Origin of the sequence: Portibacter marinus, assembly GCF_021533195.1 — a bacterium.
In the GTDB taxonomy this organism is placed as follows: Bacteria; Bacteroidota; Bacteroidia; order Chitinophagales; family Saprospiraceae; genus Portibacter; species Portibacter marinus.
Window position 1 is genome coordinate 162,105 of the sequence record NZ_JAJNKB010000002.1, and the last position, 16,232, is coordinate 178,336.

Here is a 16,232-nt window from a genome sequence, read left to right on the forward strand (position 1 = left end):
TTATGAAATCGAATATCCCATTTCTCTTGAGCGTGGTACTAACTACAATTTCTTGTAGTTTCGGACTATCACAGACCCCACCTCCATGTAACCTTTGCAGTCAGGCGGATGTGGATAATTATTCTGGGGTTTTTTTGTCATCTATCAGTATCAGTGGGGAAGATATAACGAATTTGGATGGCATGTCAAGTGCAACGGTTGGAAGTGGAAGCGCTTATTACATATATAACAATCCACGGCTTAAAAGTATTGAAGGCTTAAGCAGTGTTATTAGCAACAGTCTTGGAACATGGTATTTTATTAATAATGACAGTTTAAAAAGCATTGACTTACCAGTCGGATCAACAGGTTTAGAAATACGAGATAATGACATGTTGGATTCAGTTCGGATCATAGATTTTAGTATTGAGCTTAACGTCAAAATTTCAAATAATCTTTATTTAAAATCGATGGTATTAGGAGAAGGTCCCAGTAATGTTGTGAAAAGTATAGAGGTGTCCAGTAATTCTTCTCTGAGGAATCTAGATGGCCTATCCACTCTGATAGATGTAACTGAAAATATTTCGATTCTTAATAACCCAAGTCTTGCTGAATTTTGTGGACTAAGACCACTATTGATAACTGAACCCACCCTTCCATTAAATATAAGTGGTAACTTATTCAACCCCAGTAATACTTATATCATTACAGATGGAGAGTGTGGAAATTTCATAACGAATGGTAGCGGATTTGCTACTTTGCAAGAGGCTTTAGCTGCCGCCACAGACTATAGTTTCATCAAAGTCACCAGAGATGTCACGATCTCAGATGCTACAGCATTTCCCGGTGGTCAGAACCTCACTTTGGTAGTAGAACCACTTAGAACGTTGACCCTCGATGCCCCTTTCACCAATGAAGGCATCATTATCAATCATGGAACAATTAGAATGCTGAATGGGAACATATTTACGAACATCGGACCGAGTGTGATGACCGGAAATTTGATTTTGGAGGAATAGCTGCAACTTTGGCAATGACTTTTTAATGAGATCTAAAGTCAAAGATTTATTTCATGAGTAGGTTCAAGATTTTTAGGTGCCAATGATGTGGCAAAAGCGAATCCATCAATAATCTTCTCAAAAAAAGTAAAATAATCAACGAATCTTTTGCGCAACCAATCAATTGCGCTTATATTTGCAACCGTACAGTTGCTTATAATTGGTTAGAAGAGAGTTTAAGAAATGAAAAAGAAATGGATCATTCAGATGCTCAGATGGCTATTTGCCTTAACAGGTGCCTTTCTTTCACATTGGTTTGAATCTCAATTCGATATGGGGATATGGGCAATGATAACCTTATCCCTATTGCTTGCTTCGTACTTTATTGGAAATAGAACAACTGCTTCACAATGACAAGAAGAGACGTCTTTCAAGCAATAGCCGATCCCATAAGGCGAGAAATTCTCGATTTATTGTCGCAGAAAAATCTGTCTGTCAATGAAGTTGCTGAGCATTTCGATATCACCAGGCAGGCCGTTTCAAAACAATTAAAAATACTTGACGAATGCGGATTGGTGAACGTCACTAAACAAGGTCGTGAGCGATACTATTCCATCGAACCAAAAAGTTTAATTCCGGCCTTTCTCTGGATTGAACAATATCAAAAGCAATGGGAAGAAAGAATTGACTCATTTGAAGATTATCTCCAACAACTAAAATCAAAAAAGAATGATCGATAGCAACGAGTACATGAATAGAACAGTACAAATCAAAAGGATCTTGAATGCGCCAATCAGCTTAGTTTGGGAAGCCTGGAGTGAACCTGAACATATCGTCCATTGGTGGAATCCTAAGGGATCAGATACCCAAATCGAAAAGCATGATTTTAAAGTTGGGGGCGAATGGAAATATACCATGCTCATGCCCAATGGAAAACCATTCATAGCTGAAGGGAGATATGTTGAAATAATCTACCATGAAAAAATTTGTTCCGTCGCAGACTTCAAACCGATGACTTCTAATGTAGAAATACAGGCATTGTTTAAGTCCTTAGGTGACCAAACTGAATTTACATTTAACGTCATTCATCCTACTGTAGAATACAAAATTCAACAGGAAAAAATGGGGATTCAAAATGGATGGGGTTCTGTATTTAATAGGTTAGAAGAATATTTAAAACTTACAATAGATTAATGATGAAATCGATGACATGCAAACAATTAGGAGGAGCTTGCGATGAAATTTTCCATGCCGAAACGTTTGGAGAAATGGCAGCCCTGAGTAAAAAACATGGTGCAGAAATGTTTAAAATACAAGATGCTGCCCATATGGAAGCAATGCGTAAAATGCAAGAGCTAATGAAGTCTCCTGAATCCATGCAAAAATGGTTTATGGATAAAAAGGCAGAGTTTGAGGCACTACCGAAAGATTGATGTACAGAGACAACACCTAATGATTGAAGATATATGAGTGTAGTATGGAATAAAACACTAAGATCGCAAACTCAACCGTGAATGGACAGAATTCTTCAGAGCCCGGTATCGTATTTGTTTTTTTAGTATTCAGTAAAGGTTATTTGTATTATCTTACAGTATAAACCAATTCTGAATGCGCTACCTCATAGCAGCCATCATTGCTTTTTCAAGCTATCATTTGCTCACACCCTCGCAAGAGCCTACTATTGCCTTCATTAACTCACTTTCCACTGATCAAAAATCCAAGGCGATTTTTACCGTAGATCATGAAAGAAGAACCGATTGGCACTACTTACCTGCCGGTTCCTATGAACGGCCTGGGATCAAATTAGCTGACCTGAAACAACATCAGAGGGAAAAAGTCTTTGATATTTTACGAAGTGTTTTGTCCGAGAAAGGTCTCGAAAAGTCAAAAGCCATCATTGACCTGGAAAACGTTCTGGCAGAGTTGGAAAATAATTATACACATCGAGATCCGGATCAATATTCCATAGCCATATTTGGCCATCCATCAAATCAAAATCCCTGGTCCTGGAGTTTTAGCGGTCACCATTTGTCCTTACATTTCACTTACGCTGATGGTCAGATCAGTGCTACACCCAGATTTTTTGGTGCCAACCCTGCTACAGTTCTGGAAGGCCCCAAGAAAGGCTTAAGGGTACTGGCTAAAGAGGAGGATTTAGGAATGCTACTGCTTCATTCCCTGGATGAAGATCAAAAGGAGATAGCCATTATTTCTGAGGAACCTTATTGGGAGATATTGACAAAAAATGATTCGAAAGTTGATCCATTGCAGAGGCAAGGAATTGGTATAAAGCAGTTGACAGGAGATCAGCGTAAACTGCTTTTAAAGGTATTGGCTGAATACTTGTCTTCCCTGAAGCCAACATTGGCAGAGGATAGAATGAAAATTATTCAGAACGAAGACTTAATCTTTGCCTGGGCAGGAAGTACTGCATTAGGAAAACCATATTATTACAGAATTCAGGGGGAATCGTTCCTGATTGAATTCGACAATGCCCAAAATGGAGCAAATCATATTCATACCGTATGGAGAGATTTTGACGGTGATTTCGGGCAAGACCTCCTGTTGGAACATAGAAAAAAACATAAACATTGAAAGCAAAATTTTATTTAGCTAGCTTATTCATTTCGATCACTTTTTTTGTCAATGGTCAGCGTCAGTACAATATAGTCTGGCTGGTCGCGGAGGATCAGTCGTCTCAATTTTTTCCAATGTATGGAGATACTACCATAGCATTACCAGCTTTGGAGTCGTTAGCATCGGAAAGTATCATTTACGACAATGCATTTGCAACAGTACCAGTCTGTGCACCTGCTCGATCTTCCATCATCCTTGGAATGTACCCCATCGCCACCGCGACACACAATATGCGAACTTATAATAGTTATAGACCAGAAGGCGAGCCTACCATTAATGTGCCATCTTATTCTCCTGTAATGCCTCCGGGAGTGATGGAATTTCCCAAATATCTGAGAGCAGCAGGGTATTACTGTACCAACAATGCTAAGGAAGATTATAACATGCGCATTACGGACGGAACATGGGACGCTAGTTCGCAGGAGGCACATTGGGAAAATAAAACTGAAGGTCAACCTTTCTTTTCCATATATAATTTTCATGAGAGCCATGAATCAGGCATCTGGAGATATGGAGATGATAGCCTATTTGTAAATCCTAATGAAGTCAGCGTTCCTCCCTATTTTCCCGAAGACCCTGCTATTCGACACGATCTGGCAGTAAATTATAGCAATCTGCTAAGGATAGACCGCAAGATTGGGCATATCATAGACCAACTTAAGAAAGAGGATCTTTACGATGATACGTACATATTTTTTTATGGAGATCATGGTGGGCCTCTTCCCAGGCACAAAAGGTCGCTCAAGGAAACAGGTTTAAAGGTTCCACTCTTTGTCAAATTACCTAAAGCTCTATCTAAAGGATCAGTAAGATCCCAGGAGATGTTAAGTTTTGTTGATTTAGCGCCTACCGTATTATCAATTGCTGGAATCGAAACACCAGAAAATATGCATGGGCGAGCTTTTTTAGGTCAATTTGCCGGAGGAGAACGCGATTACATTTTTGCCTCTTCGGACAGATTTGACGCGGTATATGATCGCAGTCGTTCTGTCAGAAGTGAAAGATGGAAACTCATTTTAAATTATAGAACTGATGTACCTTATGCTTTACCAGTAGAATATAGAGAGCAAATGTCGATGATGCAAAGATGGAGAGCTTTAAGTGAAGCAGGCGAATTGTCAGGTGCCCCGGCACTTTGGATGCGCGCTGAAAAAGATCCCATTGAATTTTATGACTTATATACGGATCCATTTGAGCTGAATAATCTGGCAAATAATTCATTTTATCAGCAGGAAATCAAAGAACATCGTCGGGTTTTAGAAGATTGGATGGCAAAACATCAAGATTATGGAGCCATTGACGAACAAGTTTTGATGAAAAAATGGAAGAAAATGTCATCAGAAATTAAGTTGAAAGCTCCACAAGAAGTAATTAAAGGTCAACAAGTCAGTTTTATCAATCCGAATGAATATGGACACTTGATTGTGAGCAAAAGCGAAGGGAAGTGGGAGCCTTATGATCAAAGCGTGAAACTTTCTAAGGATGTAAAATTAAAGGTAGTCCACATCGGTTTAGATGATTCACCTATAGTATCTGTGCAATAATGATCTTGTTATAAATTATTTAAATCGATGTTAATTTGTCTTAATTTTCAGCAAGTTTGAGGCGAGTTTTATAAATTAACCTAAAATATCAGAAACAAGATGACTCATAAAATTTATCTGTTTTTTGGATTATTAATGATTGTTTTGAGCTCTTGCAGCCCAAGATTGACTCCTTTAACCCAAAGACTATATAAAGAAAATGGATGGTCAGAACGAGATTTACAATCCATACAGTTTTATTTATCGGATGATATTGTGCTGACCAGGGCAATGAAAGAAGGTGAATCCGCTATTAAAGATGGAAAGGTAAAAGTGGTCGCAGGTCGTGAAATCGAAGAAGTGAGATTTCCTAAAGGTACGCCCGGGGTATTATTGTTTATTCCGAAAACCAATAGATTTGCCATTAGTTTTGAAGAGGGTGGGGACGACAAGTTTTTAATGTTTGGTCCAAACCAGCGATACAGTGGAAAGTACATGATGTTGGCGGCAGATTGGGAAAAGAACTTTGGGACGGTAAGTTACAATGACAGGGTATACAGAACCGATAGTGAGAGTGCTTATGCCGCGTTACTCATTGATCTGAAGGCGATCAGGAGAACGACGATTAAGAGTAAGACCGCGAAAGGCCGAACGGTTAACTAGCTAATGTAGTGAGAACAGGACCTCGGACTTGAGCCTGAAATCTGCTTATTGAACACGATCCTGGAGTTTAGTCATAAAGATCAATGTGAAACAGAAACACGCACCTGAGCTCCAGAAGTCGAAAAGTTGAATAATATTAATTAATTGATATTGTTATTGAGGGGTAGCCGGTGAATCATTTCGGCTACCTTTTTTTCTTAAGCAAATTCCAAAAGTAAAAAAAAGGACAATTGTCTAGAATTAATAGACATTTGTCCTTTTTTCTTTGGCTTTATATCCTTTGATCTGGAAATTTGTCCCTCAATAGAAGACAAATGTGCAAACCACGCATGTTACTACCTTTGCTTCTTAATCTACTCTGGGTGTGATTATAATCGCTCTGAATTCAACTGGGCCATGATCTCCCTGAAGAACGATAGGTCCCGGCTCGCCTTCATTGCTGTCCAATGCACCACCGGTAATACCCGGTATGGCCTGATCCTGGATGACTGTTTTACCATTGGCAACAATAGTCACTCTATTGCCTATCAATGTGATATCATAAGTTTGCCATTCCCCAGCTTCTTTGGCTGCCATTTCAGACGGCGTTAAAAATCCATATATGCCTGCAAACAATATATCAGATGGCTCTGAACCTGCATTGTCAGCAATTTGTACTTCGTAGCGACCGCGCAAGTATATACCAGAATTACTGCCCTCCGGATATCTAAATTCCGCATGAAGTTTAAAATCGTTGAAGGATTGGCTGGTCACCAGGTTGGCTCCTGCTTTTTCATTCACGAGAACGCCTTCCTCTACCTTCCACTGACTTGCCATTCCTATTGGTAGCCAGCCTTCTGTATTTTTACCATTAAATAATTTAATTTCTTTGCCCCATTTTGGATTGGCCGTGTACTTAAATTTTGGTGCTCTAAGCCCTGTAAAATAATACACATCACCATCACTATAGCTTAGACTTCCTTTTAAGGTATCTCTATTGTCAGTGATGTATCCCTCAAAATTCAGCATTCCGTCTCCCTCTTCCCATTGCTTAGGAATAGAAAAGTAGAATCGGTCACCACTCATTTTCACTTCTGAAATCGGTCTAGCACTTCCTGAATAGTGTACAAAGCGGCCTACATAAGTTTTAATACCTGACTTCTTAATTTCGAGCCAGGAGGGCAATTCCTTTCCATCATTGATAAAAGTAAGATCCCATTTTCCTACCATGGGATTTTCATCCTCTTGAGCGCTGACACTCAATCCAAGTGCTGTAAAAATTAAAACGATCAGTATTCTCATTGTATAAACTTTATTTTTCCCAACTACTTATCGATTGTCTTTGTTTGCAAGCGCATTGAAGGCAAATGAGCTAGAGAACGATAAGAGCTATGTTTTTATGAATTGAGTCCAAATATAATTATTCAGAAAGCAAAATGTACATTATAGACGAATCTTTTAGTGCACTTGTCCCTCATTTAGGAGACACCCATTTTCTGCAATAGAATTCTTGATGATTTTCTCATCCAGAAGGTCCAATTTGTTCTGAAAAATATTCGTCATTCGAAATACACCATTGACATAAACAAGCTCACCAGGTTGGTAGCCAGTTCGCATAGTTGTCAATAAGCTTATTCTGAATTGAGTTTGAATCTAACAACCCTGGTTAAGAGTGATTCTTAAAATCAAGGATTTAATAAGAAATGAAAATCATGTCATGTATCGTGTTGGGCAACGATAAGTCTGAAGACCACTTATAAAAAAAGGGAAGCAATTTTGAAATTACTTCCCTTTATAACTTACTAACTCAATCTTTCAAATTTATTGAAATACAACTTCTTTATCTCCGATAAGCTTTCTCATATTGATGAGTGCATATCTCATTCTTCCCAATGCTGTATTTATACTAACGCTTGTCAATGCAGCTATTTCCTTAAAGCTCATATCTGCGTAGTGTCTTAAAATTACAACTTCTTTTTGTTCTGGTGGCAATTGATCCACTAAAGCTCGGATTTTGCCGTGTGCCTGACTTTTAATCAGTGAATCTTCCATATTTTCATCCGGAGATTCCAGCACATCAAAAATATCAAAGGTTTCAGAAGCTGAAACTTTACTTCTTCTCTTGCTTCTTCGGAAGTGGTCTACACACATATTGTATGAGATCCGCAGTGCCCATTGAAGAAACTTACCTTCATGGTTATACTTACCTTTTCTAAGGGTATCGATTATTTTGATGAAAACATCTTGAAAAATATCATCCGCAAGTTCATGGTCCTTGACAAACAAATAAATGGAAGTGTAAATCTTTTGCTTATGGCGTGTCAATAAAACTTCGAAAGCTTTATCATTACCGTCGAGATACTGTAGAATTAGATCTCTGTCTTCTAGTTTCTGTACATTCATATTCACTAAACTTATTAAAGTCGGTTAAGGAAATCTTATTTTTTAATTCAGTGTATATGTCTGTATCTTATATGCTAGATTTTAATTTGCAATGATTTTAAGAATGCTCAAATATAGATCTTCAATCCTAATATTCAAAAATTCTTCTGCAATTTATCATAAACTTTTTATCAAAGCCATTATTTAATAATGGTTAACAGATTTTTAACGGAAATACTACCTTTACCGTTTAACGCCATTCAATGATAAAAGAACACGCAATTACAGAAATTTCAAATAAGGATAATCTAGATTATCAAAAATATATACACATAAAGGGTGCCAATTCTAACAACCTGAAGAATATTGAGTTGGTCATACCCAAGGAAAAGCTAATAGTCGTAACGGGTTTGAGCGGATCGGGAAAGTCTTCATTGATTATGGATACACTGTATGCTGAGGGCCAAAGGAGGTACGTTGAATCCCTTTCTTCTTATGCCAGACAGTTTCTGAATAGAATGAAAAGACCCAAGGTGGACTTCATCAAAGGAATTTGTCCTGCCATTGCAATCGAGCAAAAAGTAAGTTCTTCAAATGCCAGATCAACGGTTGGAACTTTAACAGAAATTTATGATTATTTGAGGCTCCTTTTTGCCAGGATAGGAAAAACAATCTCTCCTATTTCAGGGAATGAAGTTACAAAGCATCAGGTTTCGGATGTTGTTGAGTTCATTATGGCGAAACCTGAAGGTTCGAAAATTTCAATTTACATCCCCTTTCAGTCCAAGTATGATGACCGAAATATTAGGACTGAATTAGAAATGTTGTTAAAACGCGGCTATTCCAGGGTTAATGTAGCAGAAGAACTCCAATACATAGAGGATATCTTGGAACGAGATGAGGAATTAGATCTTAGTGTGGTTTCAGAAGCAGCATCGGAGTACAGAATCTTGATCGACAGATTTGCAGTTTCTGATGAAGAAGATAATAAGAAACGGATTGCAGACTCCGTTTTAACAGCGTTTGCTGAAAGTGAGGGTAACTGTATTGTTCTTGATCATTCGAATCAAGAAGAAGTATTGTACAATAATCGCTTCGAATTGGACGGGATTGAATTCCTGGAACCGACCCATCAGCTTTTCAATTTCAACAATCCGTATGGCGCTTGTAAAGTCTGTGAAGGCTATGGCAAAATCTTGGGAATTGATCCAAAGAAAGTGATTCCCAATGAGAGTTTGTCCGTTTATGAAGGGGCGGTAGCTGCCTGGAAAGGGGAGAAGAATGGAATGTGGAGGGACCAATTTGTTAGTGCTGCGCATCTTTTTGATTTTCCCATACACCGACCTTACCATAAGCTTTCAAAAGAGGAAAAGAACATTTTATGGAAGGGGAATAATTACGTGATGGGTATCAACGCATTCTTTGAAGAGTTGCAGGAAAAGACCTATAAAATACAGAATAGGGTCATGTTGGCTCGATATCGTGGCAAAACGACTTGTAATCATTGCGGAGGTGGACGCCTTAGAGAGGAAGCGTCTTATGTGAAAATCGCTGGGAAGGATATCATGGAAATTGTGGATTTTCCTATTTCTGAGTTAAAAGCATTTTTTGACAGTCTAGAGTTGAGTGACTATGACGAGAAGGTAGCCAGGAGAATATTATTTGAGATCAATAATAGGTTGGAAATCATGTTGGATATAGGCTTGGGTTATTTGTCAATGAACAGACTTTCCAATACGCTTAGTGGAGGAGAAACACAACGCATCAATTTGACGAGAACCATTGGTAGTAATCTAACAAATTCACTTTATATTTTAGACGAGCCTAGTATTGGACTACATCCGAAGGATACAGCTCAGTTGGTCGCTGTCTTGAAGAAGTTGAGGGATTTGGACAATACGGTCATTGTGGTAGAACATGAGGAAGAGGTGATTATCAATGCTGACTATATAGTAGATATAGGACCGCTTGCCGGAGTCAATGGAGGTGAAGTGGTATACTCAGGGACATACGATGAATTCAGGCAGGGCGGAAATGAATCTTTAACGGCGGCATATCTCAACGGACTTCGAGAAATTGAATTGCCACTGACCAAGCGGAAAGTGGTCAATAAAATACAAGTGGTCGGTGCTCGTCAACACAATTTAAAGAATATAGATGTAACCATCCCATTAAATGCCATTACGGTGATCACCGGTGTTTCCGGTTCGGGAAAGACCAGCCTGGTCAAACACATTGTCTATCCGGCATTAAAGAAGCATTTGGATGAACCGGTAGGTGCCATGTTAGGTGACTATACAGACCTAAAGGGCGATTTGAGTCAGGTCACAGCAGTTGAAATGATCAATCAAAACCCGATAGGCCGATCGTCCAGGTCTAACCCGGTTACTTATGTGAAGGCTTATGATGCCATTCGAAAGCTATTTGCAGATCAACAGGCTTCTAAGATCAAGGGATTGAAGCCAAAGCATTTTTCTTTCAATGTCGAAGGAGGTAGATGTGAGAATTGTAAAGGAGACGGTGAAATAACGGTTGAAATGCAGTTTTTGGCGGATGTGAAGCTGATTTGTGAAGATTGTAAAGGTCAGAAGTTCAAGCAGGATATTTTAGAAGTGGAGTATAAAGGAAAGAGTATTGCTGATGTTCTGGAGTTAACCATTGACGAGGCGGTAGAATTTTTCGAAGAGCATAATGATATCATTAGTAAGATAGGACCGCTACAGGAGGTGGGATTGGGGTACGTGCAACTGGGTCAATCTTCAAGCACTTTGTCAGGTGGGGAAGCTCAGCGGATCAAGTTGGCATCCTATCTCGGAAAGAGTAATACGTCGGAGAAAATCTTTTTCATCTTTGATGAGCCTACTACTGGATTACATTTTCATGATATTGAGAAGTTGATGATTGCGATGAATGGTTTGGTGGAGAATGGACATACCGTGTTGATCGTGGAGCATAATATGGATGTGATCAAGTGTGCGGATTGGGTGGTGGATTTGGGTCCTGTGGGAGGAAAAGAAGGAGGGTATTTGATATTTCAGGGAAGGCCAGAGGATTTAGCAGAGGTCGAAGCGAGTTATACCGGGCAGTTTTTGAAGGAGAAGTTTTAGGATTAGGGGTTCGCTATTCCCTTTAAGAGCTGCAGCCAGGCTTTGCAGCGCAGGTTTCTTAGCATTTCCCTTTAAGAGCTGCCACCAGGCTTTGCAGCGCAGATCTATTATCAATTCCCTTTAAGAGCTGCCTCCAGGCTTTGCAGCGCAGAAAGCTCTTCAAGGGATGATATGATATGAAAGAAATGGGCTATTCGCTTTTCGCTATTCTTAAGAGCTGCAGCCAGGCTTTGCAGTGTAGATCTATTAGCATTTCTCTTTAAGAGCTGCCGCCTAGCTTTGCAGCGCAGAAAGCTCTTCAAGGGATGATAGACAGGGCTTCACAGCTCATATTTCGCTTTTCGTTATTTTTTAACATACCTACTTTTATCAATTCTGATAGCCCAGGGTGTTATAATTATAAGCACTGGATGATAGTTAGTAGTTAGTCTATTGTACAAGTAATTATTTATTTCCACCTTTGCTTAGTGAAAAAATGGAAAACTGTTAGAAGAGTGAGTATCACGCTGTTGATTCCACTTTTATTTCTCACCTTGATACTAGGTGTTGGGGACTATTTGATCAATCGATATCTTAACAGTGAGGGGAACACACTTATCAATGAGTTGCTACCCATCAATGGAACTTTAAGCTTCGAAAAGGTTAGGATTCGCCCGTTCCGAGATATTCCCAATATCTCTCTCAAAGTAGAGAACATCATCTTATCTGATTCACTGATAAATGAACATCATCACTATCCAGTCATAATCAAAAGTTTATATTTAAATGCATCACTACCCAGTTTGCGAAAAAGGTACCTTAAAATTAAATCTTTGGAACTGGAAGGAGTTAATGTAAGTGTCTATGATCGAGTCGATGGCTATTCAAATCTTACATCTATAATTCAGAGCTACTTGCAAAAAGGGACCATGGCGGAAACCATGAACGATTGGACGGTAAGCTTTGACCACAGTAAACTCAATATTCAAGATCTGGAAGTCATTAGGATAGACGATATCACAGAACAGCAAGCGCAACTCAGCGTTCAAGAATTGGCTATTAACAGTACAGAGGTAGATTCATCCTATCAGTTCGATATCGATATCGAAAAATTCAAGACATCGTCGCTCCACGAAAAAATAAAGTCTGATATTCCTCTACAGATTGAAAAGGTCAAAGCAGATGTTTTGGTTAAGAAATACTGGACCGAAGCCAGAATATCAAGCATTCAGCTAGACGATGGACAACTATATCTTCACACTGACGAAAATAGCGAAACGAACTTCTCGGATATCGTTGGTCTTCTGAAATCTTCCACCAACAGTAATGTTGAAAATGGCATGGATATAGAACTACATGGTGCTAGTTTGACCATGTCTGATATCAACTTTCTGTTGATAGATCAAATCAGAAATAGACATGTAGAAACAAAGATCGTTGATCTTGAGACTGAATTTAATTTGACTCATGATACAACAGCCGTAATCGAACTTCATCTTGACGTCTCACAAGTATCTCCCAACGTAAATAAAGGTTCATTTCTCAAAAACAGCATTGTAAAAGGTCAAGTGAATACAGATTATAGAAATAGTTCGGTCGCTCTTACGTCCTCCACATTGAAAATCAACCAGGATACCTTTGAGGTACAATCGTTTCTATCATTGGACAACCGGCAACCTACAACATTGACCATTGAAAAAGATGATGCACGCATAGAAAAGGTCAGACCTTTATTAAATGATTACCTTCAGGCAAGAGTTTCGACCTATGAAGCCAGGGGACCTATTCAAGCCAAGCTTAATCTCGTATTTACTCCAGGTGTGAAAAAAGCCCGTGCCGATCTTCACATGAGCGTTAACAATCAGACCTTAGTTATACAAGATGAAGTTTTTGAAAATGCAGTGGCATCAGTCACAATTATAAATGGATTATACGATGATTACCGTCAATATTCTGAAAATATAAAGAATACACGTGTACAAATACATCATGTTAGTGGCGTCACACGTGATTTTCATATTACATCAGAAGATGCCTTGATTACTTATACACCTGAACAAGGACTTCATTTAAAAGCTAAAGCCGAGGTGTCTGGAAACGCTGCTGTAGGCAGTCAATTTCTGGAGCATGATAGATTTATTTTTCGGAATGGTACCTTTTTATTGAAATCGGACATTGATGCGCCTCTAAATAACTTTGAGACTTTATTTTCAGGTACAGATTTGGATCTGAAGATTAGAAATATTGATGTGTACAATCCTGCTGGCAACACTTCCTTTCCATTAAATCTTATGTCTTTAAGAAAGACCGGAGATTCTACCACCTTTGCAATTGAAGGTCTGAACTTGGGAGTCGGCTCACCGATTCAAATTGATGGTGAAGTTATTAATCTGGAGGCAGTCTTGTTTCCAGGCAAAGATGAGCAATTACAAACGCATGCTTCAATAAGAGCTAATTCACTCAATTGGCAAGGATTGGTTGCAGTTTTTGGGAAAGATGGAATTATCAGTACAACGATAGAAGAAAGCGATAAACTTGCTAAGCGCTCAATGAAACAGACCCTATCAGGCATGCAGAAAAGTTTTCGGCCTTCCGTTGAAGTTTTTATTGACACCATAAATTATGGTAGGGAATTTCAATTATATGATTTTAAAACTGGCCTCAATTTTAAAAATGATAAAACGCTTGTTTTGCAAGAAACAAATTTCGAAATTGAAAATTCTAACGTCATTTTAGATGGAGAGGTAGTGATTAATCAGCTGGATTATACGAAATTTGACTTTGACATCGCATTGAATAATCTTGACTTTGATGTTCTGATGCCAAAATTTGATTATTTCGGTGTGAAAGTACTCAGGCAAATCCATGATCAGCCTGACAACCTCACCGTGAAGGCGAAGATATCAGGAGACTTGGATGATATCGAAGGACTTGATCCAGAATCCATAGATGCATATATTACCTACGAAAGTTTTTCTGAAAATAAATTTACAGGTAGCCTTTCATTACAAGCTAATCCCTCTACTAAAAATATGGATGTCGTTTTTAGTCATTCAGGTTTACCTAAAAACATCAATAAACTTCTAGGTTCTGAAGAATATACATTCGATAAAGGATGGTTTACTGCATCATTTGAATTTTCAGATAATTACGAATCATTTGCACAAATGCTAGAGGAGTCGAAGAGCAGCCTTTCTATTGCAAACGCTGAGGTAAAAATTAAAAGCCTGGGCGTAACAGTTCCTCTCTCTCGAATCGAAGTAGCTTCCATTAATAATAATGCCTACTATAATTTATTGATTAGAAGTGATTCATTAGACCATGAATTGACTTTGGATGGAGTAGTGAAGAATGTCAGGCATTTTGCGTTCAATGACACCGAAGAACCTTATGAAATAGACCTGACTTTGTCTTCTCCAGAATTGGTATGGGAACACCTCAAGCAGGTAGCGCTTTACGGGGATTCTAATACTCCTCAAAGTGGCAGATTATTTAAGAAAAGTGTGACCAAAATCTTGCAAGATTTTAATCCGAATGTAAAGTTGCAAATCGATAAATTTCTTTATACTGATCAACTGTCTTTTAACGATATTTATGCACATGCCTACATGGAAGATGATATTCTTAGTATAGATAGCGCGAATGTTTACTATGGTAACAGCCATATCGAGGCGGATATTGAAATGAACATGGCTTTTGAATATGCACTTCCATTTAAGCTGAATCTAGACCTTACCTACATTGACATTTCTCATACTTTACGTTACTTTAATTATTTCAATCGTGAAGAACTGCGCAATGCTAAACAAATAGATGGCAAGGTATGGTTAGATCTTGACATGGCAGGTGAAATAGATCTCAAAAACAATGTCTATGATTATGCAAAGACTGATGCTAACTTGAGGTTTGTTGTTCAAAACCTAGTTGTTGATGACCTGGAAACCATCAACGCAATTAGCAGAAAAATAAGGAGAGAAGATCGATTCAGAAAACTTCGGTTTGCTCCAATATCTACTCGTGTGAAAGTGCAGGGTAAAAGAATAGAAGTAGAACAAACTGAGATCCAATCGAATGCTGCTCAGGCATTTGTGGAAGGAACAATAGACAAAAGTTCACCGGAAGATCTTTGGATCTCTATTCCTATTGATAACTTGAAAAAACCAGATTTGGATACCATTCCAAAACAGACAGGTTACGAGGATAGCGGCCTGAAGATCTTTTTGCAATGGATAACGAGCCAATCTGAGGATGATGGAAAAGTCAAATTTAGATTAAGTAAAAAGAAATTTTTTCAGGAGAGAAACGAATCAAAAGAATTTAAGGCATATAAGAGAAAGAACCGTAAGGCACGTAGAGAACTAAGAAAGTCAGCTGAATCTAATTAATGCACATTAAAAAAACTCTGTAGCATTATAATAATTAATGATAGAGAATTCAATAGATTCCTAAAGCTAGGTCAAAACAAATTTTAACATGAGAAAAATTGGTTTCGGGGGAGGATGCCACTGGTGTACAGAAGCTGTTTTTCAGCATGTTCCTGGCGTGGTCAATGTTGAACAGGGCTGGATTGCTTCGGACCCACCTTTTGATGCTTTTTCAGAAGCAGTGATTGTGCATTATGATGATTCGGTTTCACTGGAAAAATTGACCCACATCCATCTGGAAACCCACAGTTCTAAAAGCAAACATCCTCTTAGGGAGAAGTACCGATCAGCTATTTATTATTTTAACGAAAAAAGCAAGGAAACTGCAGAACAATTTATCATGCAAAAAGCTCCTGATGCCATCACCATGCTGCTGCCCTTTCGAAAATTTAAACTCAATAAAGAAACTTATCTCAATTACTTTCAGAAAAATCCGGAAAATGCATTCTGCCAACGATATATTGAACCAAAGCTGAGAAAGCTATCTGAAATGGAAATGAATTCTCTTTGACAAATAATAGGCATAAATGAAAAATTCTTAAATAAATTAAAGTCTATTAC

General features: G+C 38.4%; 13 protein-coding genes. 10 read left to right on the plus strand and 3 right to left on the minus strand.

The features are described from left to right. Nucleotides 1–2: 2 nt before the first annotated feature. From L2567_RS04830 to L2567_RS04860, 7 genes are all read left to right on the plus strand, one after another. Nucleotides 3–998, plus strand: a complete 996-nt coding sequence (locus L2567_RS04830; RefSeq protein ID WP_235296600.1) for a hypothetical protein — start codon at nucleotides 3–5, stop codon at nucleotides 996–998. A 389-nt stretch (nucleotides 999–1,387) separates the two neighbouring features. After that, the gene (locus tag L2567_RS04835; RefSeq protein ID WP_235296602.1) at nucleotides 1,388–1,717 is read left to right on the plus strand and encodes an ArsR/SmtB family transcription factor; all 330 of its coding nucleotides are present in this window, start codon (nucleotides 1,388–1,390) and stop codon (nucleotides 1,715–1,717) included. After that, nucleotides 1,707–2,171 (plus strand): SRPBCC family protein, encoded by a 465-nt coding sequence (locus L2567_RS04840; RefSeq protein ID WP_235296603.1) that lies wholly within the window; start codon nucleotides 1,707–1,709, stop codon nucleotides 2,169–2,171. Before L2567_RS04835 ends, L2567_RS04840 begins: the two co-directional genes overlap by 11 nt. Continuing rightward, complete coding sequence (locus L2567_RS04845) at nucleotides 2,171–2,410, plus strand: hypothetical protein (RefSeq protein WP_235296604.1); 240 nt, start codon at nucleotides 2,171–2,173, stop codon at nucleotides 2,408–2,410. Before L2567_RS04840 ends, L2567_RS04845 begins: the two co-directional genes overlap by 1 nt. 175 nt (nucleotides 2,411–2,585) lie before the next feature. Next, nucleotides 2,586–3,572 (plus strand): DUF3500 domain-containing protein, encoded by a 987-nt coding sequence (locus L2567_RS04850; RefSeq protein WP_235296605.1) that lies wholly within the window; start codon nucleotides 2,586–2,588, stop codon nucleotides 3,570–3,572. Then, nucleotides 3,569–5,158, plus strand: coding sequence for a sulfatase family protein (locus L2567_RS04855; protein ID WP_235296606.1), 1,590 nt, complete (start codon nucleotides 3,569–3,571; stop codon nucleotides 5,156–5,158). The genes L2567_RS04850 and L2567_RS04855 overlap by 4 nt, the downstream gene beginning before the upstream one ends. 99 nt (nucleotides 5,159–5,257) lie before the next feature. Continuing rightward, on the plus strand, nucleotides 5,258–5,800 hold the full coding sequence (locus L2567_RS04860) for a hypothetical protein (protein WP_235296607.1): 543 nt from the start codon (nucleotides 5,258–5,260) through the stop codon (nucleotides 5,798–5,800). Nucleotides 5,801–6,148: 348 nt separating this feature from the next. Here L2567_RS04860 and L2567_RS04865 read toward each other — a convergent pair whose 3' ends face one another. The 3 genes from L2567_RS04865 to L2567_RS04875 form a co-directional block, all read right to left on the minus strand. Further along, entirely contained in the window at nucleotides 6,149–7,081 is a 933-nt protein-coding gene (locus tag L2567_RS04865) for a 3-keto-disaccharide hydrolase (RefSeq protein WP_235296608.1), read from the minus strand. A gap of 156 nt (nucleotides 7,082–7,237) precedes the next feature. Beyond that, nucleotides 7,238–7,396 carry a hypothetical protein gene (locus L2567_RS04870; protein WP_235296610.1) on the minus strand — a complete coding sequence of 53 codons (159 nt, stop codon included), beginning with the start codon at nucleotides 7,394–7,396 and terminating at the stop codon, nucleotides 7,238–7,240. A gap of 204 nt (nucleotides 7,397–7,600) precedes the next feature. Further along, nucleotides 7,601–8,182 carry a sigma-70 family RNA polymerase sigma factor gene (locus L2567_RS04875; RefSeq protein ID WP_235296611.1) on the minus strand — a complete coding sequence of 194 codons (582 nt, stop codon included), beginning with the start codon at nucleotides 8,180–8,182 and terminating at the stop codon, nucleotides 7,601–7,603. Between the two features lie 242 nt (nucleotides 8,183–8,424). Here L2567_RS04875 and uvrA point away from each other — a divergent pair, with 242 nt between their 5' ends. From uvrA to L2567_RS04890, 3 genes are all read left to right on the plus strand, one after another. Beyond that, on the plus strand, nucleotides 8,425–11,268 hold the full coding sequence (uvrA, locus tag L2567_RS04880) for an excinuclease ABC subunit UvrA (protein WP_235296612.1): 2,844 nt from the start codon (nucleotides 8,425–8,427) through the stop codon (nucleotides 11,266–11,268). A 494-nt stretch (nucleotides 11,269–11,762) separates the two neighbouring features. Continuing rightward, nucleotides 11,763–15,632 carry an AsmA-like C-terminal region-containing protein gene (locus L2567_RS04885; RefSeq protein WP_235296613.1) on the plus strand — a complete coding sequence of 1,290 codons (3,870 nt, stop codon included), beginning with the start codon at nucleotides 11,763–11,765 and terminating at the stop codon, nucleotides 15,630–15,632. A gap of 88 nt (nucleotides 15,633–15,720) precedes the next feature. Next, nucleotides 15,721–16,182 (plus strand): peptide-methionine (S)-S-oxide reductase, encoded by a 462-nt coding sequence (locus L2567_RS04890; RefSeq protein WP_235296615.1) that lies wholly within the window; start codon nucleotides 15,721–15,723, stop codon nucleotides 16,180–16,182. Nucleotides 16,183–16,232 lie beyond the last annotated feature (50 nt).